Here is a 24,951-nt window from a genome sequence, read left to right as displayed (position 1 = left end):
AAAAATGAAAAATATACATAAATATATAGCTGTTACCTTCTTAACTCTATTTATTACAGCTTGTAATAGAGATGAAATTGCAGAAGTGAATATAAATCCAAGCTTCCCTACTATTGTTGAACCTATTTTCCTTTTGCCAAGCATTCAAGCGCAAATGGCTGTGGGAATACAATTTGATTCAAGATTTATAGGTAAATACACACAATATTTATCTCATGCAACAACTGGAGATGTTTGGGATCGATATGGTTATGCTGCATCTAGTGATTCTGGAGGTGAAATTTGGAAGGTGGCTTACTATTCTATAGGACGTAACTTATCAAATGTTATTACAGAGGCAGAAAAAGCGCAAAGGTATGATATTCAAGGAATGGGAAAAGTAATTAGAGCGTGGTCATGGCAACAAACAACCGATTATCATGGTGAGATAATTAAATTTGACCAAGTTTTTACTGCTAGACTAACATTTGACTATGCAACCCAACAAGAAGCCTATGATGAAGTTACAAGATTAACTTTAGAAGGTATTGCTGACATGGAGAGAACGGATGGTAAATATGACATCAGCTATACAAAAAAAGGTGACTTAATATATGGTGGAGATAAATCTAAATGGATAAAATTTGGTTATGGATTATTAGCTAGAAACGCAAATAACTTAATTAACAAATCTACTTATAATCCAACTAAAGTAATTGAATACGTTGATAAAGCACTAGCTAGCCCTGCTGACGATTGTTATGTAAAACATGGTGGTACAAGTACTGCAGATGGTAATTTTTACGGAAATTTACGCAATAATCTATCTTTATATAGACAATCAGATTTTATTGTGAGAGCAATGGACGGTACTATTTTTACAGGTGCTGTTGATCCTAGAATGGCGAATGTTTTAGTGCCATCGGCAGATGGAGTTGTTAGAGGAAATCCTTTAAATACATCTGCTGGAACAGTAGCAGCGACTCGTATTCCAAATTTATGGGGAGGAACGACACAGCCTGTAGCTTCATTAACAGGAAGATATTTATTTAGAAATAATGCTGACTTCCCATTAATGACCTATTCAGAATTACAATTTATCAAAGCTGAAGCTGCGTTTATCAAAGGAGATAAAGGAATGGCTTTAGAAGCATACAAAAAAGGTATTGAAGCAAGTATAGATATGGTGAATAAAAACACTATTGTTAGTACAGTTTATCCAACAGCTTCCGTAATTACACCTGCACAAAAAACTGCTTTTTTAGCAGATGTTAATGTGGTTCCTACCGCTGCTAATTTGACGATAAAACATATCATGATGCAAAAATATGTAGCATTATTTGGTTTTGGTTTCCTAGAAACTTGGACGGATATGAGAAAATATCATTATGATAACACAGTGTACGAAACTATAGCATTCCCTTCGTTATTTGCTAATAACAACAGTAAGTTGGCTTATAGAGTACGTCCTAGATTCAACTCAGAATATGTTTGGAACTTTGTTGCACTACAGTCAATAGGAGCTGATAAACCTGATTATCATACCGTAGAAATGTGGTTTTCTCAACCGTAAGTATTTTAATTTTAAAAAAAAATCAAATGAAAAATAAAAAAATAATCGCCAAAGGTTTTTTTGCCACGTTAATACTAACAGCTACGTTGTTAACTTCATGTGGTGAGGAGCACAATTTTTACCCAAATGCAGGACTTGTTTCTGATAAGGATGCAAAAGTAAAATTTACTAATGCTACAATAGGGCCAAATGGAACTAACTTTACTGTAAACTGGTTTGCAAATGATGTGAAAGCTACTTCTGTTACCGTAACGGCTTTAAACGGTCTTCCTCTTGGTGTGCCTTATGGCTCTCAGTTTCCAGCAACGATAAATTATTCGCTAGTAGCTGCAGGAAATCAATCTATTAAAGTAGAAGTACCACAAACTGCCACATTACCAGCTTCAACTTTACTAACTTTTCCATTGAACTTAGAAGCGCAAAGTTATTACTCTACTTTTATTGTGGGAAGCTCTCCAAATTATGCTTCTTATACCGTAAAAGATGATCTTTCTGTCGCAAATTCAGATCCAAGCAAAGCGTACATTCGCTTTTTAAATCTTATTCCAAATTCTCCAGCGGACGGTTATGACTTATCAATTAAGGAATTAAATTCTAATACTATAATTTACTCTAAAGTTAAATATTTGTCAGGTAACGAAGTCTTTATCCCAATTACTGCCGTACCAGATTTGGAAACAACAACCTACGAAATTCAGTTAAGAACTATAGGAACCACTACTGTAGTTGCTAAAGGAACTCTTACCCCGAGAAAAGGAAGAATATACACTTTATTTTGTAGAGGTTATGTAGGAGGTCTAAACAATGGATTACCAAGTACTACTGTTAATATCCCAGTTGTAACATTTTACACAAATAAGTAAACAATTTTGCTCCAATTTAAAAAAACCACTTTATACTTTTTAAAGTGGTTTTTTTCAAAGCACTTTATTTTATTCAATAATTAACAGGTTTTTTGGGGTTGATATTTAGTGGTACATGATATTGTATGATTTTTTTTTAAAACTATTTAGATTTTGAAATATGAAAAAAATTATAAAACTTTCATTAACAGCACTATTATTTGTAAGCTCAATTACAAACCGCGCTCTATTCGCACTAAACGTGGAATTTAGTAAAACCAATACTAAAAGAGATCTACGCGGCGTTTTTGTAGACTCTGTTTACAATTTAAATTGGTGCGCAAACCGCTTGGCAACGCCTACTGCACAATAAACAGAATTAATTTCAATGACTGATAATTTGAAAACAAACGGATATAATAGTGTATTTTTTCAAGTTCGTATAGAAAAAGTGCCGTACTCTATAAATCATCCATTGAACCATGGTCAGAATGGCTTGCGGGTATGCAAGGAGTAGCACCTGCTCCATTGTGGAGTCCTTTTGTAAAAGTTAGTTTTGAAAATGGAATAAGTGAAAGTTTTAAAATAATTAAAAATTAAAATATCTTTCTTTGCGAAAGGTTGTTTTAGGTTTGAGTTCAATTTACAACTAGTGATAATAACTTTATTTGGAAACAGGAAGATGATAAATACTGAATTATAAACACCATCTAATTTTTTTCGAATTAATAAACAAGAATTTACAATGACAAAACTAATATCTAAAGTCGCTTTTATATTACTATTTACGGCACACATTCCAACTTATTCTAGTTCATTGCAGCTAAATAATAATCAATATGTTTTCAAAAATAATACAACAGAAATCATAACCGGAGCCGATAATTACCAAAAATATCTTCCTTTATTAAAAGACAAAAAAGTTGGAATCGTTACGAATCAAACTGGAATCTTGTCTGACAATACTCATTTAGTCGATTTCCTTTTGGAGAAAAAAATAGCTATTCAAACCATATTTGCTCCTGAACATGGCTTTAGAGGAACTGCAGATGCAGGCGAACATGTGGTTGACGGAAAAGATCCAAAAACTGGATTATCCATTATTTCACTTTACGGAGATAATAAAAAACCCAAACCAGCACAATTAGCGAACCTTGATGTAATGGTATTCGATTTGCAAGATGTTGGCGCGCGTTTTTACACCTATATATCTTCTTTACATTATGTTATGGAAGCTTGTGCTGAAAATGGAATTCCACTTATAATCTTGGACCGACCAAATCCAAATGGTAGCATTGCAGATGGACCACTTTTAGAAAAAGAATTTACCAGCTTTGTAGGCATGCACCCTATTCCATTGCTCCACGGAATGACAATTGGCGAATATGGTCAAATGATTAATGGTCAAAAATGGTTAAAAAATGCAGCACAATGCAAACTAACTGTGATTCCTTGTATTAATTATAACCGCAAAATGCAATATAGCTTACTTGTAAAACCATCACCCAACTTACCCAACGACCAATCTATAAATCTTTATGCTAGTTTGTGTCTTTTTGAAGGCACTAATGTAAGTGTAGGTCGCGGAACTGAAAAACAATTTCAAATTTATGGCTCTCCTTCTTTAGCAAAAAAAAGTTTTGATTTTAGTTTTACTCCAAAACCAAATTTTGGTGCAAAAGATCCCATGCATAATGGAAAAGAATGCTTTGGTGAAGATCTAACATCGTACCCAAAACTTACTCAATTAGAACTAAAATGGGTAATAAAAGCCTATCAAAATACAACTGATAAAACTAAATTTTTCAATGCCTTTTTTACAAAACTAGCTGGAACAAAAAAATTACAACAGCAAATTGAAAACGGAGTTTCGGAAAATAAAATAAGACAAAGTTGGCAGAAAGATTTGACTGCATTTAAAAAAATGCGAACCAAATATCTAATTTATTAAATTTAGTAGCACTGCTATTAATTAAAGTTCTTTCACTTTTAAATATTAAAAAAATGGCTAAAAATAATCCTGATACCGAAAAAGAATCGCTTTACGCTAATCTAGAAAAAATGAGTACTGAAGAAATACTCATGGGAATCAATGCTGAGGATAAGAAAGTCTCGAGCGTAATAAAAAAACAAATTCCGAATATTGAAAAACTAGTAGATGCTATTGTTGTAAAAATGCAACATGGTGGTCGCTTGTTTTATATAGGTGCTGGAACTTCTGGAAGAATTGGAATTTTAGATGCCTCAGAATGCCCTCCTACTTTTGGCGTACCTCATGACTTAGTAATCGGAATTATTGCTGGCGGTGATTATGCGATTAGAAAAGCGGTTGAAAACGCTGAAGACGACTTTAATCAAGCTTGGGAAGATTTGAAAAAACACAATATCACAAGTGCCGATTTCGTAATTGGTATTGCAGCATCGGGAAATACACCTTATGTAATTGGAGGTTTAAAAATGGCTCGTGAAAACAATATTAACACCGGAAGTATTTCTTGTAATAGCAATAGCTTAATCTCACAAGAAGCTGATTTTCCTATCGAAATTGTTGTAGGTCCCGAGTTTCTTACAGGAAGCACGCGTATGAAAGCGGGAACCTCACAAAAATTAGTTTTAAATATGATCTCTACTTCGGTGATGATTAAACTAGGAAAAGTGTATGGAAACAAAATGATTGACATGCAGTTATCAAATAAAAAACTCGTGCAAAGAGGTGTAGAAATGATTGTTGAAGAACTAAAAATCGATGAAAAATTAGCGGCTGAATTGCTGAATAAACACAAAAGCGTAAGAGCTGTTTTATTAGCTGAAAATAAAAATTTAGAGCATTAATTTAAACAACTATATACTAACCAAACAATAACCACATAGAATGACACCAAGCGCAATCCTCATCCTTATCATCGTTTACTTCGGAGTATTATTTTATATCTCACACCGAGTGAGTCGGAAAGATGATGGAAACGCAGCATTTTTTACTGCCAATAAAAATTCAAAATGGTATTTAGTGGCGTTCGGGATGATAGGAACTGCTCTTTCTGGCGTGACTTTCATTTCAGTTCCTGGAGAAGTTGGTGCAGCTGGTGGTGAACAATTCAAGTATTTTCAGTTTATCATAGGAAATGCCATTGGTTTTATAATAATTACAAAATTATTATTACCGCTGTATTACAGAATGAATTTGACCTCAATTTACAGCTATATTGAGCAGAGAATGGGGTTTTACAGCTATAAAACTGCAGCTTCTATATTCTTAATTAGTAGGACAATAAGTTCTGCTTTCCGACTTTATTTAGTAGTTATTGTTTTGCAACGCTATGTTTTTGATTTTTATGGAATTCCGTTTGCGATGACCGTTTTGATCTCTTTGTTACTTATATTTTCTTATACTTATAGAGGTGGACTAAAAACCATCATTATAACAGATACGTTACAAACGTTTTTCTTAGTGAGTTCCGTTTTCTTAACAATTTATTTCATCTGTGATAGTATGGATTTGAGTGCTATTGGTGCATTTGAAGAGGTGAAAAATAGTAATTATTCTAAAATATTTTTCTTTGATGATTTCTTAGGAAGCAAATTCCATTTTGTGAAACAAATTTTAGGCGGAATGTTTGTCACGATCGCAATGACAGGTCTTGACCAAGATTTAATGCAGAAAAACTTGAGTTGTAAAAACATTGGCGAAGCCCAAAAAAACATGTTTACTTTCACAGGAATCTTTGTAGTTATCAATATATTTTTCTTGAGTGTAGGTGCATTACTTTACATTTATGCAAACAAAAACGGAATTGCAGTGCCTACAGATTTAATTACAGGCAAACCAAGAACTGATTTACTTTTTCCAGAAATAGCCCTAAATCATCTCTCTATAATTCCAGCTATCGTGTTTTTACTAGGGATTATTGCAGCTACTTTCGCTACTACTGATTCGGCTTTGACTGCATTGACAACTTCTTTTTGCGTCGATTTTTTAGGTATGGATAAAGCCGAAAATCAACTTAAGAAAAATACTGTTCTTACTAGGCATTTTGTACACATTAGTTTTTCAGCATTAATTTTCTTAGTAATACTTATTTTTAATTCTATTAACGATAGTTCTGTTGTTGGAATGATTTTTAGAGTTGCCTCTTATACTTATGGGCCATTATTAGGATTATATGCTTTTGGTTTATTCCAAAAAAACAGGAATGTCAATGACAAATTAGTTCCCTTTATTTGCTTACTGTCTCCCCTATTTACCTACTTAATAAATGAGTATTCCAGAACCTTATTTTCTGGATATGTATTTGACAATGAATTAATAGTTCTCAACGGATTGTTGACTTATCTCGGTTTATTGATAACCAGTTCGCGCAGCACGGAAAGAATAAGTTTTTAGTCCCATAAAAATCTTACACAATTAGATTAAATTATTGTGTACCGCTCTAATAAGAGACAGGTATGCACTTCACTTAAAATAAAGTAAATGAAAAATTTCTTAATAAAGATTAGCTTTTACACAGCATTTCTATTCTTAATTACCAATTGTGCTACTACTAAAAAATCAAGTACGGCTGCGAACATAAAAAAGGACTCCTTTATAGAAGATAATGCAATTTATACGGCATTAAATAAATCAGAAAGAAAAAAATTCTTCAAAGATTCTGATGCTGAAACTCATTGGGTAGATAGCATCTATAGCAAAATGACCGTTCGCGAAAAATTAGGACAATTGTTTATGGTTCCAGCCTATTCGAATAAAGATTCTATTCACGAAAATCAGATTAAAGCGTTGATTACAGATTATAAAGTGGGGGGCGTTATCTTCTTTCAAGGTGGACCAGTTCGTCAAGCTAAATTGACAAATGAATATCAAGCTAAAGCACAAGTGCCTTTATTTATTGGACTTGATGCCGAATGGGGTGTGAGCATGAGATTAGATTCTACTTACGTTTTCCCTTGGAATATGACATTAGGAGCGATCCAAGATTTAGATTTAATTGAAAAAGTGGGTAGACAAATGGGACTTGAATCAAAACGAATGGGAATCCATTTCAATTTTGCACCTGTATTGGATATTAATACCAATCCTAAAAATCCTATTATTGGGAATCGTTCTTTTGGCGAAAGCAAAACTAATGTCAGCAATAAAGCCATTGCTTTAATGAAAGGAGTCCAAGGGCAAGGAGTTTTTAGCACCGGTAAACATTTCCCTGGTCATGGCGATACTTCTGCTGATTCTCATTACACGCTGCCATTAGTTAATTTCTCAAAAGAACGCATTGATAACATCGAATTGTATCCTTATAAAAGAATGTTTGATGAAGGTTTAGTTTCTGTTATGGTTGGTCACCTTAATATTCCAAGTTTAGAGACTAAAGAAAATTATCCTTCCTCTGCTTCGTATAATGTAGTGACGAACGTACTTCAAAATCAGTTGGGTTTTGATGGTTTGATTATTACCGATGGTTTAGCGATGAAAGGAGCTAGTAACTTCAAAGGTCCTGGTGATCTTGAGCTAGCGGTACTTCTTGCAGGAAATGATATTTTGCTTTGCCCCGAAAATGTTCCCGTTGCCATGACAAAATTAGAAGCTTCTTACAGCGAAGGAGTTATTACTGAAGAACGTTTGGCTCATTCGGTAAAAAAAATATTGCATTATAAATTCAAATCGGGATTAAATTCGTACAAACCTGTTGAAATGGCTAACCTAATTTCTGACATAAATCCTTCTCAGAATGAAGCTTTAAGCTATAAACTGTACGGAAATGCGATTACCGTTTTGAAAAATAAGAAGGATATCGTACCTATTAAAGATTTAAGTCAAAAAATAGCTTACGTAAAATTAGGCGATGCTGTAAACAGTGTTTTTGTATCAACATTAAAAAAATATACTGAAATAACCGAAGTTTCGCATACTAATATTGATAGCTTAAATACTGAATTAAAAAAATACGATACCGTTATCATTGGTTTCCACAAAGAGAATAAAACTTGGGCCAAGCAAGATTTCAAAGAAACAGAAATGCTTTGGTTACAAGAAATTGCAAAACACAACAAAGTGATTCTAGATGTTTTTACAAAACCATATTCCTTACTTCCTATTACAAATTTTGATGATATGGAAGGATTAGTGGTTTCCTACCAAAACTCAGATGTAAGTCAGATTGTTTCTGCAGAATTACTTTTTGGTGCGGTCGAGGCCAAAGGAAAACTACCAGTTTCTATAAATAATTCTTTTCCAGTAAACTATGGTTTATCAATAGAAAAATTGAATCGTTTGGGTTTTACAGCTCCTGAAAATGAAGACATGAATCCACAGATTTTATCTAAAATTGATAGCATTGCTCAAAAAGCAATTGATGGCAAAATGACTCCCGGAATGCAAGTTTTAGTAGCTAGAAAAGGAAATGTGATTTTCCAAAAATCCTATGGCCATCTTACGTATGATAATTCAAAAAAGGTTACCAATTCAGATTTATACGATGTTGCATCTTTATCGAAAATGATTTCAACACTGCCAAATGTGCTGCAATTGTATGATAAAAAGAAAGTTAATTTAGATACTAAATTAAAAAAAATGGTGCCTCTTTTTGCAAACACAAACAAAGAGAATATCAGTTTCAAGGATTTACTAACCCATTATGCTGGTCTTCAAGCTTGGATTCCATTTTATAAAGCAACGTTAAATAGTGATAACTCACCTATGGAAAAGTATTATCGGAAAGTTCCAAATGAACAATTTTCAACTAAAGTGGCGGATGATCTTTACCTTAGAAATGATTATCATGACACCATTATGAAACTTATAGCTGAAAGTCCATTGTCCTTAAAAAAGGAATACAAATACAGTGATTTTACCTTTATTATTCTAAAAGAATACTTAGAAAGAAAGACAAAACAACCTTTAGAAATTCTGAGTCAGAAAAATTTTTATAGCTCGCTTGGGATGAACAATACGCTATATAATCCATTAACAAAGTTTGATAAAAATAATATTGCACCATCAGAAGTGGATAATTATTTCCGTCACCAGGTCGTGCAAGGATATGTACATGATATGGCAGCAGCAATGGAAGGCGGAGTTGCGGGACACGCCGGAATTTTTTCGAATGCGATGGATGTGGCTAAAATGATGCAATTATTTTTGCAAAAAGGAAATTACGGCAACAAACGTTATTTTTCTGAACAAACATTCAATGCTTTTAATACCTCGTACTACGCCGCTGAAGGCGTACAAAGAGGTTTAGGTTTTGATAAAAGAGTAGGAAAAGATGGTCCAACTTGTGGATGTGTCTCTGAGTCTAGTTTTGGTCATACCGGTTTTACGGGTGACATTGCTTGGGTAGATCCTGAAACTGAAATTGTCTATATTTTTCTCTCAAACAGAACCTATCCAGAAGTTACAACGGCAGGAAATAAATTAGCCAAAGAGAAAATTAGAGAAGATATTCAGAAAATAATCCAAGATGCGATTATAAAATAGAATTCTAACTGAGTTAAATTACATAATCTTATTTAAAACAATTAAAACTTTTAACTTTACGACTTGTCATATTTAATCATTTAAGAAAACGGTAAAGCAAAAATGCAGATGTTCTTAAATTTCTTAGATAGTTAAAAACAGTCCTTAATTTCATTACTTACATCTGGAATCATGAATTCAAATCTAGAATCTCTTTATAAAATTGCTCAAAAACCAACGCGAACCATTATTGGTTTGATGTCTGGAACTTCATTAGATGGCTTAGATGTGGCTTTATGCGAAATATCAGGTTCTGGCGAAGAAACGAAAGTGAATTTGATGCAATTTAATACTGTTGACTACTCAGATGATATAAAATTAGAAATTAGATCTGTTTTTGCAAAACAAACCATCGATTTTCAAAAACTAGTTCTGTTAAATGAATGGATTGGAGCTTTACATGCTGATATGATTCTAGAATGTCTCACGCGTTGGGATATTTCTCCAGAAAAAGTCGACTTAATAGCATCACACGGGCAAACTGTTTTTCATGCACCCAAGATTTTACACCAGCAAGAAAAGTTTCCAAATGCTACTTTACAAATTGGAGATGGCGATCACATAGCGGTAAAAACAGGAATAATCACACTTTCTGATTTCAGGCAAAAACATGTTGCTGCAGGTGGCGAAGGTGCTCCTTTGGCAGTTTATGGTGATTATTTTCTGTTTTCAAAAAAAGGAGACAATCGAATTATGCTGAATATGGGAGGAATTTCAAATTTTACTTATTTACCAGCAAGTAGCAATCCCGAAGAAGTTTTTGTTACTGATACGGGAACTGGAAATACCTTAATCGATGCTTTTACAAAACTTTATTTTCCAGATAAATCATATGATAAAGATGCAGAAATTGCTAAAAAAGGTACTGTCAATAAAGCACTTTTGACAATTTTAAAATCAGATGTTTTTTTTGCAAAGCCATTTCCAAAAACTACGGGACCAGAACTTTTTAGTGTCGAGTACGTTACAAAAGCACGAGCAGTAAGCAATACACAAAACATTTCGATTCCCGATTTATTAGCAACATTAACACGATTTAGTGCTGAAACCATTGCAGAAGCTATACATACAGCAATAACAAACACAATATATACTGTTGAAAATTTCACCATTTACATGTCGGGTGGCGGAGCGCACAATCCGCTACTAGTAGAATGGCTGAAGGAATTACTTCCTTGTCAATTTTCCACAACTGATACTTTAGGAATTTCAGGTGATGCTAAAGAAGCGATTTTATTTGCAATTTTAGCAAACGAAACCGTTTCCGGCGGTACCTCTGATTTCGGAATCCGAAAAGGTATTCCATCTGTTTCAATGGGGAAAATTTCATTTCCTAACTAATAAACACTAACCAAAATTAACCAAAATAAAATGCAAAAAGAACGTTTAATTTCGCTTGATGTCTTTAGAGGATTCACAATTCTATTGATGACTATTGTTAACAATCCCGGAAGTTGGGCACACATATATCCTCCTTTAGAGCACGCAGAGTGGAATGGCTGCACTCCTACTGACTTAGTATTTCCGTTTTTTATTTTTATAATGGGTACGGCAGTTCCTTTTGCAATGCCATCTAAACATTTTGATTTAGCCGTTTTTAATAAAATTGTTGTTCGTTCGTTACGTATTTTCTGTCTTGGATTGTTCTTGAATTATTTTAGCCGAATTCAAATCTTAAGTCTAGAAGGAGTTCCTTTATTGCTACTTCGACTACTCATTACTTTTGCAGTTGCTTATGCCCTTTTAGGTAACTTTAGTTTAAAAATTAAAACCTACTTGGTTTTTCTAATTCTAGCAGCGCTTCTATTCTTAGCCTACAGCGGAATTTCAGCCTATCAAGATGTAAGACTACCTGGAGTTTTGCAACGAATAGGAATTGTATATTTCTTTAGCTCTCTACTTTATTTGAAGACAAATCTGAAAACACAACTTCTAGTAGCCGCAGTTATTTTACTGGCGTACTGGGGTTTAATGGCTTTAGTTCCGGTTCCAGAATTTGGAGCACCTAATTTTGAAAAAGGCACCAATTTAGCGGCTTGGATTGACAATTCACTATTAAACGGACATTTATGGGCTTCCTCAAAAACTTGGGATCCCGAAGGAATCTTAAGTACATTGCCTGCAATAGCTACCGGTATTTTAGGAATGTTCATTGGCCAAATACTGAACTTACAAAACACAAAAATTGAAATCGTTAAAAAAATAGGAATTATAGGGATTGTGTTAGTAGTTCTAGGATTAATTTGGAACACTGTTTTTCCCATAAATAAATCACTTTGGACGAGCTCTTATGTGTTATATACAGCTGGAATTGCTGCACTATGTCTAACGTTTTTATATTATATTATCGATGTGGCTAATTATAAAAAATGGACCAAGTTATTTTTAATTTGGGGTGTAAATCCGATGATTGTGTTTTTCTTTTCAGGAATAATCCCTAGAGCTTTGAGCGCAATTAAAATCAATAATCCAGAAATACCATCTGAAGAAATCAATCTTCAGAAATTTATCTATGATTTTAATATTGTTCCAATTTTTAGTAATCCGTTAAATGCATCACTCTTTTATGCGTTATCGTACGCTGTTTTTTGGTCTGTAATCTTATGGATTTTTTATAAATATAAATTAATTTTTAAAGTATAAGTTTTCAAGTTGAACCAAAATTTTCCTTTTGAGCAAAACTGTGATTAATTGGCAAAGAAATTGCGCTAGTGAATAAAATCAAATTTTTAAAGCTGATTTAATTGGTTAAACAGTAGTAAAAAAACTATTTTTGAATACTTTATAAACAAAACTCTAATGACAAATTACAAGGACGCCATTTTATTTATTTGGATTTTATTACTCTCTTTTTCGAATAGCAACGCACAAGAATTAACTAACAACCCAAAAAATGAATTTAGAGCCGTATGGATTGCTACTGTAGTTAATATTGACTGGCCCAAAAGTGGCAATGATAATGTAGCGAAGCAAAAAGCAGATTATTTAGAGATTTTAGATACGTACAAAAAATTAAACTACAATGCCGTAATTGTTCAGATTCGTAGTGTTGGAGATGCTTTTTATCCTTCAAAACTAGCACCATGGTCTAAATATTTGACTGGAAAAGAAGGAAAAGCACCCAGTCCATATTTTGATCCTTTAGAGTGGATGATAACCGAAGCACATCAAAGAGGTTTCGAATTTCACGCATGGTTAAATCCCTATCGTGCCACGATGAATTTAAAAACTAACGAGTTAAGTCCAGATCATGACTTCTTTAAATATCCAGAATGGATGATTAAATATGCTGGGAAATATTACTACGATCCAGCGCTTCCAGAGGTTCAAAATCATTTAACGGCAGTGGTTGAAGAGGTTGTTACCAATTACGATATTGACGCGATTCATTTTGATGATTATTTTTACCCATATAAAGTTCCTGGAGAAAAATTCAATGATAGTGCATCTTTTCAAAAGTATGGAAACGGAATGACATTGGAAGATTGGAGAAGATCAAACGTAAATGAATTTGTAAAATGTATTTCTATTTCGATAAAAAACATCAAACCTTGGGTACAATTTGGAATTAGTCCTTTTGGTGTTTGGAGAAATAAATCGGTGGATCCTAAAGGTTCAGACACTAAATCTGGACAAACTAATTATGATGATTTATTTGCTGATCCAATGGCATGGATGCAATACAAATGGATTGACTACCTAATTCCACAATTGTATTGGAGTATGGATCATCCTACAGCTTCTTATTCAAAATTATTGCGTTGGTGGTCTGAAAACTCAACTAATGTAAACGTTTATATTGGTAATGGAAGTTATAAAGTCAATGCTGATTCAGATAAAAGATGGAATAATCCAAAAGAAATTCCGAATCAAATTGATTATGCGAGAAGCTTTAAAAACATTCAGGGTAATGCTTTTTTTAGTGCCAAATCATTCCTGAACAAAAATCAAAGTGTCACTAAATTATTGATGGAAAATCAATATCAATATCCAGCACTTACTCCTGTAGTTGCCAATTCTGTTCGAAACATGGTTATTGTGCCAACAGTAACTAACGTACTATCTGATCCTATTTCTTCTCGCTTTACGGTGCAATATCCAATGTACAGTAAAGTACGATATCTTATGGTTTATGGTGCCGAATTTAATGCAAAAATCGATAGCAACGATGCAACTCAAATACTGGATAAAATACCCTATAAAACAAATAATGATACTGTAGAAGTTACCATCCCTGCTTATAAAATAGATAAAAACACAAAATACGCCGTGACCTTTATTGATTATTATGGTAACGAAAGTGAAGCTACAGAAGTAAACTTCACACTATAAATTTAACCGACTTTAATTTCCCTTGATGAAAACAGATAACAGACCTTGGTATTGGATTCCCGTTTTAAACTTTGCTTCCGGTTTTCCGTATGTAATCATAATATCCGTTTCGGTATTAATGTACAAAAATTTGGGAATAAGCAACGAAGACATTGGTTTATATACCAGTTTATTATATTTGCCTTGGGTAATAAAACCATTGTGGAGTCCATTTATAGATTTATACGGGACTAAAAGAAAATGGTTTTTATCGATGCAATTGCTCATTTCAATTGCCTTTTTAATTGTAGGTCTCATTATTCCAGCTAATCAATTTTTCATATTAAGTTTAGCCGTTTTTTGGGTGGCTGCTTTTGCATCAGCGTCAAATGATGTGGCAAGTGACGGTTTTTATATGCTAGCTCTAGAGAAAGAACAACAATCTTTCTTTTTAGGGATTAGAAGTACATTTTATAGAGCATCGATGCTTACTGGAAATGGATTAATTATTTTGCTAGCAGGTTATTTAGAGCATCGTTTTGGTAATAATGTACAAGCGTGGTCTTATACTATGATTTTCGTGGGAATTGTTATGTCAATTTTAACTGTTTATAATTATTTTGCTACGCCAAAAGCGGAACTTTCAATTAAATTTGGAGAAAATGAAGAGAAAAGTTTCGGTAAAGTTTTTGGCAGCTTTTTCAAGAAAAAACAAATTGGATTAATACTGGCTTTCATTCTTTTATTTCGTTTGGGAGAATCACAATTATTAAAAATGCTAACTCCATTTTTAGTTGATCCGATCTCTGATGGCGGAATGGGATTACAAACTGAAGATGTGGGTATTATTTATGGAACTTTTGGACTAATTGCGTTAACAATTGGTGGAATTTTAGGCGGAATTGCTATTTCGAGACATGGTTTAGGAAAATGGATGTTACCTATGATTTTAGCAATGCACTTACCAATAATAGGATTTGTTTTGTTATCACATTTCCATCCTAGTTCGGTTATTTACATTTATCTGACCGTAATAGCAGAACAATTCGGTTACGGTTTTGGTTTTGCTGCTTTTATGATGTATTTGATTTACGTAGCTGAAGGCGAATCAAAAACCTCCCACTACTCTATTGCAACTGGATTTATGGCACTTGGAATGATGCTTCCAGGAATGGTGAGTGGCTATATTCAAGATTATTTAGGATATGGTAATTTCTTTATTTGGGTATTTATAGCCACAATTCCAGGATTGATACTTTCAAGATTTTTGATATTTCCAAAAGAGTTTGGCAAGAAACAAGAGTAATAGTATTATTAAGAATTGGTACAAAAATTTTACACAGATATGCAGGTTATTTTATTATTATAAATCTCCAAATTTACTTTTAGAAAACATTTAAATCTTCATTTGTTACTCAAAAATTAAAACGATGACATTAGAACAAAAAATAGGACAATTTTTCTTTCCAGCAGTTTTCATCAATGATACAGAAGAAAATATTCAGGAAATGGAGCGATTAATCAAGCAGCATAACATAGGTGGACTCACATTTTTTCATAGTAGAGCGAGTGCCGCAACCAATTATGAAACTAAAAAAAAGGTAGTTTTCAATGATGATAGTTATCAACGTTTAAAAGATCTTGTTATACGTTATCAAAAATGTGCTTCTACTCCATTATTAATGAGTATTGATGCCGAATGGGGATTAGCCATGCGTGTCGAAAAAACGCCTCAGTATCCTTATGCAATTACTTTGGGCGCCTTACCAGAGTCCGAATCACATTTAGTTTATGAAGTAGGAAAACAAATAGGTCTGGATTTAAAATCTGCAGGAGTTCATTACAATTTGGCTCCTTTAGCTGATATTAATAACAATCCAAATAATCCTGTAATTGGCTATCGTTCTTTTGGTGAAAATAAAGAAAAAGTCAGCAATTTTGCTTTAGAATATCTCAAAGGAATGAATGATGTAGGCGTTTTAGGATGTCTTAAACATTTTCCGGGTCATGGAAACACAAGCGTCGATTCTCATTTAGGATTGCCTATTTTAGAAGAAAATTTAGAGCAATTATTAGAAAACGAATTGGTTCCATTTATAAAAGGAATTGAAAATAATGTCGATTCTATTATGGTTGGCCATTTGGCCGTTCCCGCTTTAAATGAAGGTAAAAACACCTCGGCAACTTTATCGAAATCCATTATAGAAACGCTTTTGCGAAAGCAATTGGGTTATGATGGTTTAGTCATTTCTGATGCGCTGAACATGCATAGTGTTTCGAGTTTGTATGATAAAAAAGGCCAACTGGAATGGGAAGCTTTCAATGCTGGAAATGATGTGTTATGTTTTGCAGAAAATGTTGTTGAAGGAATTCAAGAAATCCTAAAAAACGCTTCACCTGAACGCATAGAAGCTAGTTATAACCGCTTGATGAAATGCAAACAAAAAGTAGGAATTATTGACTCAAATAGTTTTATTTCTGGTGATTTAGATTTTGAAAAAACAGCTCAACTTAATACAAAAATAGCTCAGAATTCTATCACTAAAATTAAAGATAACAACAATACTTCTGTTTTTTTGGATGGATCCAAAAAAGGAAAAGTCGCAAAGATAAGTTTATACAAAAGTACTGAAAACACTTTTTTTCAAACTTTAAACAAAACAATTTCTTCCCCAGAATTTTCAATTGAAATGGGATCTATACATGAAATTGAAGCCTTAGAAAAAAATCTTGCTGAATACGACACCTTAATACTATCGTTATTTGTTCCAAAAGCAAAACCATTGAATAAATTTGATATTGACGAAGCAGTTTTAGAATTCTTAAAAAACATATTTAGTAGTAAAAAATGTGTTTTATATGTTTTTGGAAACCCGTATTCGTTACAAGTAATTCCAAATCTGGAATCTACTTTCGGAATTATTCAAGTTTATCAAGATTTTACAGAGTTTCAAGAAATTGCTGCGCAGCAATTGATACATAACTTGGAATGCGAAGGATCTCTTCCAGTGTTCATCAATGGTTTATAATATTTTTTTCAATTAAACTATTGATTAATAAAGTATCACTTGTAGTAAAATTTCAAAGCTATAATAAAATACAATATCTAGTAAACCTATGAGTTTTTTAAAAGCTCATAGGTTTTGTTTTTTATCATCTATTCTCTTATATTTACTATTGATTGTTATAACTATTCAAAGCGCAGAATGATGCTAATTTCTGTTCAAACAAGAACAATTAATGTTTATTCAGTTCATTAAACGAAATTAAAAAATACAAAAAGCACAACTATCATTAATTATTATGATTTTATAAAAAATTATAATCAAAATCAATTATAAAACTACATCTCTGTTGTAAATTTGTAGAACTTAGTATTAACACAAACCTAAAGAAATCATATGGAAAATTCGAATGAACTTGGCAAATGTCCTTTTCATCAAAAAGATGACATTTCAATAAGCGTATCTAATAGTCAAGATTGGTGGCCAAAATCACTAAACTTAGATATTTTAAGTCAACATGATTCCAAAACAAATCCATTAGGAAATGATTTTAATTATGCTGCAGAATTTAAAAAATTAGATTTAGAAGCATTAAAAAATGATTTAAAAAAGTCAATGACAGAAAGCCAAGATTGGTGGCCTGCAGATTGGGGTCATTATGGTGGATTAATGATTCGATTGGCTTGGCATTCGGCTGGAACGTACAGGATATCAGATGGTCGTGGTGGCAGTGGAACGGGAAATCAACGTTTTGCACCCTTAAACAGCTGGCCTGATAACGGAAACTTAGACAAAGCCAGAAGGTTATTATGGCCTATCAAGAAAAAATATGGTAATAAAATTTCATGGGCAGATTTAATTGTCTTAGCTGGAAACATGGCTTATGAATCAATGGGTTTCAAAACCTTTGGATTTGCTGGTGGACGACAAGATATTTGGCACCCACAAAAAGAAGTATATTGGGGAGCAGAAAAAGAATGGTTAGCAAAATCAGGGAGTGAAGGCAGCAGATATTCTGGAGAAAGAGACTTAGAAAATCCATTAGCAGCTGTAATGATGGGATTAATATATGTAAACCCAGAAGGAGTTGATGGCGTACCTGATCCTTTAAAAACAGCTCATGATGTTCGTGTTACTTTTGAAAGAATGGCTATGAACGATGAAGAAACCTGTGCATTGATTGCTGGAGGTCATACCGTTGGGAAAGCACACGGAAATGGAGATGCTTCTAAGCTAGGAAAAGAACCAGAAGGTGGTGAAATTCACGATCAAGGTTTTGGTTGGATAAATCCAAGCGGAAATGGCGCAAATACGATAACAAGTGGTTTAGAGGGTTCCTGGACAACACATCCTACGCGTTGGGATAATGAATATTTCCATTTACTTTTAACTTATGACTGGGAATTGAAAAAGAGTCCTGCCGGTGCTTGGCAATGGGAACCAATAAACATCAAAGATGAGGACATGCCTGTTGATGCTTTTGATCCTGCAGTAAAAAGAAATCCTATCATGACTGATGCCGATATGGCAATGAAAATGGATCCAAAATACAGAGAAATATCAGAGCGTTTCCACAGAGATCCAGCTTATTTTAATGATGTTTTTGCTAGAGCTTGGTTCAAATTAACACATAGAGATTTAGGTCCAAAAAACAGATATTTAGGTGCTGATGTTCCCTCAGAAGAGTTAGTTTGGCAAGATCCAATTCCAACAGTTGATTACACTTTATCAGAAGCTGAAATTGAAGAATTAAAAGTACAATTATTAAATAGCGGTTTAACAAGAGTCGAATTAATCAACACGGCTTGGGATAGCGCCAGAACGTTTAGAGGTTCTGATTTTAGGGGTGGTGCAAATGGTGCAAGAATTCGTTTAGCTCCTCAAAAAGAATGGATTGCAAATGAACCAGAAAGACTGCAAAAAGTAATAACAAAACTAACTGAAATCCAATCTGGATTAACTAAAAAAGTGAGTATTGCTGATTTAATTGTACTTGGCGGAAGTGCAGCAATTGAAAAAGCGGCTCAAGATGGAGGCTTTAATGTGAAAGTTCCTTTCTACGCAGGAAGAGGAGATTCAACTGATGCACAGACGGATGTAGAATCTTTTGCTGTTTTAGAACCAACTAATGACGCTTTTAGAAACTTCATGAAAAGAGAGTACATAGTAAAACCTGAAGAATTGATGTTAGATAAAGCACAACTTTTAGGATTAACAGCTCCAGAAATGACGGTCTTAATTGGTGGTATGCGTGTACTTGGCACTAACTACAATGGTACAAAACTGGGGGTTTTCACTAATAATGAAGGTATTTTGACTAATGATTTCTTTGTAAATTTAACCGATATGAACTACAGCTGGAAATCAGTTGGAGAAAATTTATACAACATAGTCGACAGAAAAACTGGAGTTACTAAATGGACCGCAACGCGAGTTGATTTAATATTTGGATCTAATTCGATTTTGAGATCTTATGCTGAAATATATGCACAAGATGACAATAAAGAAAAATTTATCCAAGACTTTATTAAAACTTGGACAAAAGTGATGAATTTAGATCGATTCGATTTGAATTAAAAAACATCAAATTAGTATATAATTAATTTTAAAATCCACCAGTTAAACGGTGGATTTTAATTTTATATAAAATACTGATTTACAATAAAATAAAAGGCTTGTAAATCTACAAATACAACATTTTATGCATTATAGCTTTTCTTTATAATTTCATAAGTAAATAGGATAAAATTAGTGCGAAACTCAGTGATTTTTGAGTACTTTTGCACCAACAAAAAACAATAACATTTAAAATAAAATAATATGTCTTTAGTAGGAAAAAAATTCCCAAGTATTGCAGTTGATGCCATTTCAGAAATGGGTGATAATTTAAAAATAAACATCTTTGAAGAAGCTACAAAAAACAACAAAAAAGTACTTTTGTTTTGGTATCCAAAAGATTTTACATTTGTTTGCCCAACTGAACTACATGCTTTTCAAGCTGCTTTACCAGAATTTAATAAAAGAAATACAATAGTAATTGGAGCTTCTTGCGATACAAATGAAGTACACTTTGCTTGGTTAAACACTCCAAAAAACAACGGTGGAATTGAAGGTGTAACGTACCCAATTCTTGCTGATACAAACAGAAACTTATCTAACATTTTAGGTATTCTTGATATTGATTCAACTGAATATTCTGAAGAAACGGATTCAGTAATTATTGAAGGTTCTAATGTTACTTTTAGAGCTACCTACTTAATTGATGAAACTGGTAAAATTTTCCACGAAAGTGTAAACGATATGCCACTTGGTCGTAACGTAAACGAATACTTACGTATGGTTGATGCTTACACTCATATTCAAGAGAAAGGTGAAGTTTGTCCTGCAAACTGGGAAGCAGGAAAAGATGCAATGAGCGCTGACAGACAAAGTACTGCTGAATATTTAAGCTTAAACTAAAACAAGAAATCAATTTCAATGGCAAAAATCAATTTCAACTATTGAATTTTGCCATTGATTTTTGAAATTGAAATTGAATTTTAAAAAATAAAAATATGTTAATCGAATTAACCGAAGATACGTTACAAGATTTAATCTCAAAAAACGAGAAAGTAGTTGTTCAATTTTCAGCATCGTGGTGCGGAAACTGTAGAATTATGAAGCCAAAGTTCAAAAAATTAGCGAGTGAAAACGAAGCAATAACTTTTGCATTAGTTGACGCTGAGAATTTTCCTGAATCAAGAAAATTAGCTAATGTTAGTAATTTACCAACTTTTGCCACTTTTGTAAATGGTAAACTGGTAAACGAAACACAAACTAATAAGCAAGAAGTACTTATTGATTTAGTACAAGAAATTATATAAGTTATACGGTAGTTTTTACAACTAACGAATACTCTAAAATAAACAAAAAAACTGACCTATGAAATTACCTGTAATTAAGCATTTGACACAATTTATAGAAGAAAATGATGAAGATTACATCATCGAAACTATAGAGGTTCTGGAAGCAATGACTGAAATTTCATCATTGAAAGATGAAGAATTAGATGTAATTGGTGAATTAATTTCAAACATGTACGGCGCATTAGAAGTAAATAAATTAGTAAAATCTGGAACCGATAAAAAAGAAGCTTTAAATACTTTCATGAAACGAGTTTTAGGTTCGATAGACAAATAAAACAATTCAGAATACAATATAAATAGGAACGCACTCTTAAACGAGCGCGTTTTTTTTTTGCAATAAATAAAAGAGTTTGCAGTTTATAATGTTTATCGTTTGACTTAAAAACGCAAACTTTAAACCCCCATTTCATAAGATTTTCTTAAATAATTTTCATACTTTTGAACCTCACAAAAAAACAAACATCATGGCTTCAATTACATTAGGAGGAAATCCAATTCATACTTCAGGAGAATTACCAACAGTAGGTACTAAAATGGCTGATTTTAAATTAATCAACAATGATCTTTCAGTAGTTTCACTAAGTGATTTTGCTGGTAAGAAATTAGTTTTGAATATTTTCCCAAGTATTGACACAGGAACTTGTGCAACTTCAGTTAGAAAATTCAATGAAACTGCTGCTAACTTAGCTAATACAAAAGTATTGTGCATTTCAAGAGATTTACCTTTTGCTCAAAAACGTTTTTGTGGCGCTGAAGGATTAGAAAATGTAATTAATTTATCTGATTTTCAAACGGGTGCTTTTGGTAAAACTAATGGTTTAGAAATTACTGAAGGACCTTTGGCTGGATTACACTCTAGAGCGATTATAGTTCTTGACGAAAACGGAACAGTTACGCACACAGAGCAAGTGGGCGAAATTGCTAATGAACCTAATTATGAAGCTGCTTTAGCTGTACTATAACCTCTCTTTAATGGAATTTCAGAAAGACAATACCTTCGTTTCCGGACGAATGAAAAGCATGACTTATGCCGTTCAGGGAGCTAAAAAATTAATTACAACTGAACACAGTATAATGGTTCAATTTTCGTTAGGAATTTTGATGACTATTGCTGGTTTCTATATTGGAATTACTAAAGCAGAATGGATTTTTCAGACTTTTGCCATTGGTTTGGTTATGAGTGTGGAAGGTTTAAATACTGCCGTTGAGAAAATAGCTGATTTCATACATCCTAATTATCACGAAAAAATTGGATTCATAAAAGACATTGCTGCAGGAGCAGTATTTTTTGCAGCAATGACAGCAATAGCAGTTGGTTTAATAATATACGTACCATATTTTTTATAGGTATTTTTACAAGCAAGAATGGCAAAGACAACAAAAACAGCCCCTTTAAATAAAAAAACAGATTCTAAATCCGTAGTAAAAACTCCCTTTAAACTAACGAAACAACATAAATTTGTTATTGGTTCATTAGTGGTATTATTTTCTATTGCTTTATTATTTGCTTTTATCTCGTTTTTCATATACGGAAAACAGGATCAGAGTGCTGTTCATGAATTAACCAACCGTTCAGAAGTGGTTGAAAACTGGCTGGGTAAATTTGGCGCTTACTTGGCTGATTTACTAATTTACCGCGGTTTTGGACTTGCCGCATTTATATTTGTGCGTTTATTTTTCCTTTCTGGAATTTATATGGTATTGGATATTAGTGTTCGAAAATTGAAAAACATCTGGTTTTGGGATTTATTTGTAATCATTATTATATCCGTATTGTTTGGTTTTTTTGCCACTTCTGCACCAGAATTAGGAGGAACAATTGGATATGAACTGAATTTATTTTTCCAAGATTATTTAGGAAAAACAGGGACATTATTGATTTTGATATTTGGATTAATTATATATATCATTTTCAAAATGAAACTTTCTCCGGAAAACATTCAGTCCTTTTTCAATGATACTAAAAACGAGATTAAATCTGTTTCCATTACAAATCCTTTAAACAATAAAAAAGGAGATTATAATCTTGAAGAATTTGCGGTTGTTGAAGAAGAACTTGATGACATACATTTGAAAACTAATGGTTCTCAATTTGAAATCAACAAAGAGGCTTTGAAACCAACAATAAGTAATTCATCAGATATTAATAGAGATCCTGTTGTAAAACCAATTGCAATGGAAATCACTCCGCCGCCATTACCAACAGTAATGTCAACTGTCGACGACTCTTTTGTAATAGAAACAGCACCTGAAGAAGATATTGTCGAAGAAAATCTGGCCTCTCGTCTAGTTGCTGACTTTGGATTATTCGATCCAACATTGGATTTATCCAATTATAAATTCCCGACAATTGATTTATTAAAAGAATATTCGACTGGTGGAATTACAATCAATCAAGAAGAGTTAGAAGAAAATAAAAACCGAATTGTAGATACACTTCGCAATTACAAAATTGAAATTGCGCAGATAAAAGCAACAGTTGGACCATCGGTTACTTTATATGAAATTGTCCCTGAGGCAGGAATTCGTATTTCAAAAATCAAGAGTTTAGAGGATGATATCGCTTTATCACTGTCGGCATTAGGAATTCGTATCATCGCTCCTATTCCTGGAAAAGGAACGATAGGAATCGAGGTTCCCAATAAGAATCCTACGATGGTTTCAATGAAAAGTGTTATTGGCTCAGCCAAATTTCAAGAAGCAGAAATGGAGTTGCCAATTGCTCTTGGAAAAACAATTTCTAACGAAACTTTTGTAGTTGATTTAGCTAAAATGCCTCACTTACTAATGGCTGGAGCAACAGGTCAAGGAAAATCTGTTGGTTTGAATGCTGTCCTAACTTCGCTTTTATACAAGAAACATCCAGCTGAAGTTAAATTCGTATTGGTCGATCCTAAAAAAGTAGAATTGACACTTTTTAATAAAATCGAAAGACATTATTTAGCGAAACTTCCAGATATGGATGATGCTATTATCACTGATAATGCAAAAGTAGTAAATACATTAAATTCACTTTGTGTTGAAATGGACAACCGCTATTCCTTATTGAAAGATGCGATGGTGCGTAACATCAAAGAATACAATGACAAATTTAAGGCTAGAAAATTGAATCCTGAAAATGGACACCGTTTTCTTCCTTATATCGTGTTAGTCGTTGATGAGTTTGCCGATTTGATTATGACTGCAGGAAAAGAGGTAGAAGTTCCTATTGCACGATTAGCACAACTAGCCCGAGCAATTGGAATTCACTTAATTATTGCAACACAAAGACCATCGGTAAATGTAATTACAGGTTTGATAAAAGCCAACTTCCCTGCTAGAATAGCTTTTAGAGTTACTTCAAAAATCGACTCTCGCACTATTCTTGACACACAAGGGGCGGATCAATTAATTGGTCGTGGAGACATGCTTTACACTAATGGAAACGATGTGGTACGTGTACAGTGCGCATTCATTGATACACCAGAGGTTGAAAAAATAACAGAATTTATTGGTTCTCAAAAAGCATATACAACTGCTTATTTACTTCCAGAATTCATTGGAGAAGATAGTGGCATTAATCTTGATATGGATATATCGGACAGAGACACTTTATTTAGAGAAGCAGCTGAAATTATTGTAAATGCACAACAAGGATCAGCTTCACTGCTACAACGAAAACTAAAATTAGGATACAATAGAGCTGGTAGATTGATAGATCAACTGGAAGCTGCTGGAATTGTTGGTCCTTTTGAAGGTAGTAAAGCACGAAGTGTAAATATTCTAGATATGAGTTCTCTTGATCAATTTTTCAATAATGAACAAAATAAATAATATGATGCAATCAAAA

General features: G+C 33.1%; 18 protein-coding genes. All 18 read left to right on the top strand.

The window, feature by feature from the left end; genetic code table 11:
- The first annotated feature begins 4 nt into the window (after positions 1-4).
- Positions 5-1,552, top strand: a complete 1,548-nt coding sequence (locus LNP27_RS09710) for a SusD/RagB family nutrient-binding outer membrane lipoprotein (RefSeq protein WP_229941442.1) — start codon at positions 5-7, stop codon at positions 1,550-1,552.
- A 26-nt stretch (positions 1,553-1,578) separates the two neighbouring features.
- Positions 1,579-2,415 (top strand): DUF4397 domain-containing protein, encoded by an 837-nt coding sequence (locus LNP27_RS09705; RefSeq protein WP_229941441.1) that lies wholly within the window; start codon positions 1,579-1,581, stop codon positions 2,413-2,415.
- A 724-nt stretch (positions 2,416-3,139) separates the two neighbouring features.
- Positions 3,140-4,345, top strand: a complete 1,206-nt coding sequence (locus LNP27_RS09700; RefSeq protein WP_229941440.1) for an exo-beta-N-acetylmuramidase NamZ family protein — start codon at positions 3,140-3,142, stop codon at positions 4,343-4,345.
- A 53-nt stretch (positions 4,346-4,398) separates the two neighbouring features.
- A complete protein-coding gene (gene murQ / locus LNP27_RS09695; protein ID WP_229941439.1) occupies positions 4,399-5,226 on the top strand; it encodes an N-acetylmuramic acid 6-phosphate etherase in 828 nt (275 codons plus the stop codon).
- Positions 5,227-5,266: 40 nt separating this feature from the next.
- Entirely contained in the window at positions 5,267-6,775 is a 1,509-nt protein-coding gene (locus LNP27_RS09690; RefSeq protein ID WP_229941438.1) for a sodium:solute symporter, read from the top strand.
- Between the two features lie 87 nt (positions 6,776-6,862).
- Positions 6,863-9,862 carry a serine hydrolase domain-containing protein gene (locus LNP27_RS09685; protein WP_229941437.1) on the top strand — a complete coding sequence of 1,000 codons (3,000 nt, stop codon included), beginning with the start codon at positions 6,863-6,865 and terminating at the stop codon, positions 9,860-9,862.
- Between the two features lie 171 nt (positions 9,863-10,033).
- Positions 10,034-11,242 carry an anhydro-N-acetylmuramic acid kinase gene (locus tag LNP27_RS09680; protein WP_229941436.1) on the top strand — a complete coding sequence of 403 codons (1,209 nt, stop codon included), beginning with the start codon at positions 10,034-10,036 and terminating at the stop codon, positions 11,240-11,242.
- A gap of 30 nt (positions 11,243-11,272) precedes the next feature.
- Positions 11,273-12,544 (top strand): acyltransferase family protein, encoded by a 1,272-nt coding sequence (locus tag LNP27_RS09675; RefSeq protein WP_229941435.1) that lies wholly within the window; start codon positions 11,273-11,275, stop codon positions 12,542-12,544.
- A gap of 156 nt (positions 12,545-12,700) precedes the next feature.
- Positions 12,701-14,233, top strand: a complete 1,533-nt coding sequence (locus tag LNP27_RS09670) for a glycoside hydrolase family 10-like protein (RefSeq protein ID WP_229941434.1) — start codon at positions 12,701-12,703, stop codon at positions 14,231-14,233.
- A 25-nt stretch (positions 14,234-14,258) separates the two neighbouring features.
- Positions 14,259-15,518: an MFS transporter gene (locus LNP27_RS09665; RefSeq protein WP_229941433.1), complete on the top strand. Its 1,260-nt coding sequence runs from the start codon at positions 14,259-14,261 to the stop codon at positions 15,516-15,518.
- A gap of 124 nt (positions 15,519-15,642) precedes the next feature.
- Positions 15,643-17,241, top strand: a complete 1,599-nt coding sequence (locus LNP27_RS09660; protein WP_229941432.1) for a glycoside hydrolase family 3 protein — start codon at positions 15,643-15,645, stop codon at positions 17,239-17,241.
- A 372-nt stretch (positions 17,242-17,613) separates the two neighbouring features.
- Complete coding sequence (gene katG / locus LNP27_RS09655) at positions 17,614-19,794, top strand: catalase/peroxidase HPI (protein ID WP_229941431.1); 2,181 nt, start codon at positions 17,614-17,616, stop codon at positions 19,792-19,794.
- 243 nt (positions 19,795-20,037) lie between these two features.
- Positions 20,038-20,676 (top strand): peroxiredoxin, encoded by a 639-nt coding sequence (locus tag LNP27_RS09650; RefSeq protein ID WP_229941430.1) that lies wholly within the window; start codon positions 20,038-20,040, stop codon positions 20,674-20,676.
- A 95-nt stretch (positions 20,677-20,771) separates the two neighbouring features.
- On the top strand, positions 20,772-21,080 hold the full coding sequence (locus LNP27_RS09645; RefSeq protein WP_229941429.1) for a thioredoxin family protein: 309 nt from the start codon (positions 20,772-20,774) through the stop codon (positions 21,078-21,080).
- A gap of 58 nt (positions 21,081-21,138) precedes the next feature.
- The gene (locus LNP27_RS09640; protein WP_121926195.1) at positions 21,139-21,396 is read left to right on the top strand and encodes a DUF6952 family protein; all 258 of its coding nucleotides are present in this window, start codon (positions 21,139-21,141) and stop codon (positions 21,394-21,396) included.
- A 190-nt stretch (positions 21,397-21,586) separates the two neighbouring features.
- Complete coding sequence (tpx, locus tag LNP27_RS09635) at positions 21,587-22,084, top strand: thiol peroxidase (protein WP_229941428.1); 498 nt, start codon at positions 21,587-21,589, stop codon at positions 22,082-22,084.
- A 10-nt stretch (positions 22,085-22,094) separates the two neighbouring features.
- Positions 22,095-22,469, top strand: coding sequence for a diacylglycerol kinase (locus LNP27_RS09630; RefSeq protein ID WP_229941427.1), 375 nt, complete (start codon positions 22,095-22,097; stop codon positions 22,467-22,469).
- 18 nt (positions 22,470-22,487) lie between these two features.
- On the top strand, positions 22,488-24,935 hold the full coding sequence (locus LNP27_RS09625; protein WP_229941426.1) for a DNA translocase FtsK: 2,448 nt from the start codon (positions 22,488-22,490) through the stop codon (positions 24,933-24,935).
- Positions 24,936-24,951: the final 16 nt, after the last annotated feature.

This window comes from Flavobacterium galactosidilyticum (assembly GCF_020911945.1).
Lineage (GTDB): Bacteria > Bacteroidota > Bacteroidia > Flavobacteriales > Flavobacteriaceae > Flavobacterium > Flavobacterium galactosidilyticum.
This window is presented reverse-complemented; position numbering and strand designations above follow the sequence as displayed.

Bases quoted from the DNA above. Each gene is read 5' to 3' on its own strand.
- LNP27_RS09710 (WP_229941442.1), top strand. From the start codon at position 5: ATGAAAAATATACATAAATATATAGCTGTTACCTTCTTAACTCTATTT.
- LNP27_RS09705 (WP_229941441.1), top strand. From the start codon at position 1,579: ATGAAAAATAAAAAAATAATCGCCAAAGGTTTTTTTGCCACGTTAATA.
- LNP27_RS09700 (WP_229941440.1), top strand. From the start codon at position 3,140: ATGACAAAACTAATATCTAAAGTCGCTTTTATATTACTATTTACGGCA.
- murQ (WP_229941439.1), top strand. From the start codon at position 4,399: ATGGCTAAAAATAATCCTGATACCGAAAAAGAATCGCTTTACGCTAAT.
- LNP27_RS09690 (WP_229941438.1), top strand. From the start codon at position 5,267: ATGACACCAAGCGCAATCCTCATCCTTATCATCGTTTACTTCGGAGTA.
- LNP27_RS09685 (WP_229941437.1), top strand. From the start codon at position 6,863: ATGAAAAATTTCTTAATAAAGATTAGCTTTTACACAGCATTTCTATTC.
- LNP27_RS09680 (WP_229941436.1), top strand. From the start codon at position 10,034: ATGAATTCAAATCTAGAATCTCTTTATAAAATTGCTCAAAAACCAACG.
- LNP27_RS09675 (WP_229941435.1), top strand. From the start codon at position 11,273: ATGCAAAAAGAACGTTTAATTTCGCTTGATGTCTTTAGAGGATTCACA.
- LNP27_RS09670 (WP_229941434.1), top strand. From the start codon at position 12,701: ATGACAAATTACAAGGACGCCATTTTATTTATTTGGATTTTATTACTC.
- LNP27_RS09665 (WP_229941433.1), top strand. From the start codon at position 14,259: ATGAAAACAGATAACAGACCTTGGTATTGGATTCCCGTTTTAAACTTT.
- LNP27_RS09660 (WP_229941432.1), top strand. From the start codon at position 15,643: ATGACATTAGAACAAAAAATAGGACAATTTTTCTTTCCAGCAGTTTTC.
- katG (WP_229941431.1), top strand. From the start codon at position 17,614: ATGGAAAATTCGAATGAACTTGGCAAATGTCCTTTTCATCAAAAAGAT.
- LNP27_RS09650 (WP_229941430.1), top strand. From the start codon at position 20,038: ATGTCTTTAGTAGGAAAAAAATTCCCAAGTATTGCAGTTGATGCCATT.
- LNP27_RS09645 (WP_229941429.1), top strand. From the start codon at position 20,772: ATGTTAATCGAATTAACCGAAGATACGTTACAAGATTTAATCTCAAAA.
- LNP27_RS09640 (WP_121926195.1), top strand. From the start codon at position 21,139: ATGAAATTACCTGTAATTAAGCATTTGACACAATTTATAGAAGAAAAT.
- tpx (WP_229941428.1), top strand. From the start codon at position 21,587: ATGGCTTCAATTACATTAGGAGGAAATCCAATTCATACTTCAGGAGAA.
- LNP27_RS09630 (WP_229941427.1), top strand. From the start codon at position 22,095: ATGGAATTTCAGAAAGACAATACCTTCGTTTCCGGACGAATGAAAAGC.
- LNP27_RS09625 (WP_229941426.1), top strand. From the start codon at position 22,488: ATGGCAAAGACAACAAAAACAGCCCCTTTAAATAAAAAAACAGATTCT.